General features: G+C 62.4%; 1 protein-coding gene. It reads left to right on the top strand.

Annotated elements, in window-relative coordinates; translation table 11 throughout:
* A partial coding sequence (gene tssI / locus AC0B60_RS20200) for a type VI secretion system tip protein TssI/VgrG (RefSeq protein ID WP_465087661.1) occupies window positions 1–897 on the top strand: 897 nt, incomplete at both ends.

Genomic DNA, 897 nt, shown 5'->3' with positions numbered 1-897 from the left:
AGCTGGTGGTCTGGCAGGACGGCGTGCCCCTTCGGCGCTTCCACGGTGTGGTCAACGAATTCATCCGGGGCGACTCCGGCCATCGCCGTACCCGTTACGACGTCATCGTCCAGCCCCCGCTGTGGCGCCTGGGCCTGATGCACAACAGCCGCATCTTCCAGACCCAGAGTACCGATGCCATCGTGCGCACCCTGCTGGAAGAGCGGGGCTTCATCGACACCGTGTTTGATCTGAAGCGTTCTCCCGAGGAACGGGAATACTGTGTCCAGCATCGGGAAAGCGACCTGGCCTTTGTCGAACGCCTGGCCGCCGAAGAAGGCTGGCACTATCGCTTCAACCACGGCGACGTGGAAGGCAACGACCAGCCCGCCCTGATCATCGCCGACCACCATGGCGACGCCCCGAAACTTGATCCGGTGGAGTACAACGGCAAGGCTGGCGGCAGTACCCGCCAGAGCACGGTTTTCCAGTTTAGCTACCAGGAACGGGTAAGAGCCGCCTCCGTGGCCATGAAGGACTACACCTTCAAGAACCCCGCCTATGCCTTAATGCACGAACACCAGGCCGACAAACTCGACGGTCAACGGGAAGACTATCAACACTACGATTACCCCGGCCGCTTCAAAGCGGATGCCAGCGGCCAGCCCTTTACCGAAACCCGCCTGGATGCCCTGAGAAACGACGCCGCCACCGCCAACGGCCAGAGCAATCGCCCCGACTTCACCGTGGGCGCCAAAGTCGAACTCACCGAGCACGACAACCCACGCCTGAACCGGGAATGGCTGTTCACCCGCATCAGCCATACCGGCGAACAGCCCCAGGCCCTGGAAGAGGACGGCAACAACGGCGCCACCACCTACCACAACGCCTTCAATGCCATCCCCGCGGACCGTACCT

It is taken from the genome of Marinobacter sp. V34 (assembly GCF_055524115.1).
The sequence above is the reverse complement of the archived record's forward strand: the minus strand, read 5'-3'. Positions and strand labels throughout refer to the sequence as shown.